We start from the raw sequence: 237 nt of genomic DNA on the forward strand, positions 1-237 counted from the left end.
CTGCCGGTCAACGGCCATGGTGGCCTGGTCTTCACTCTGACCGATGGCACAAAAGTTTCTATCCCTGCCGGCAGCGCCAGCGGCTCTATCACCGTTAAAGCGCCGGACGACGTGTTCACTGGTGGTCAACCGACCATCACCAACAAGCTTGAGTCGGTAGAAGGCGGCGACAAGTTCGAGAAACTGACTCTGGGTGAGAACTCTGTTTCGACGGAAATCACCGATGAGCCAGGTTCG

General features: G+C 57.0%; 1 protein-coding gene. It reads left to right on the top strand.

Annotated elements, in window-relative coordinates:
- Window positions 1-237 (top strand): immunoglobulin-like domain-containing protein (locus tag ACNFCI_RS24155; RefSeq protein WP_416768452.1); only part of this gene is annotated, 237 nt, incomplete at both ends.

Source organism: Pseudomonas sp. NY15356, from assembly GCF_048068175.1.
In the GTDB taxonomy this organism is placed as follows: domain Bacteria; phylum Pseudomonadota; class Gammaproteobacteria; order Pseudomonadales; family Pseudomonadaceae; genus Aquipseudomonas; species Aquipseudomonas putida_K.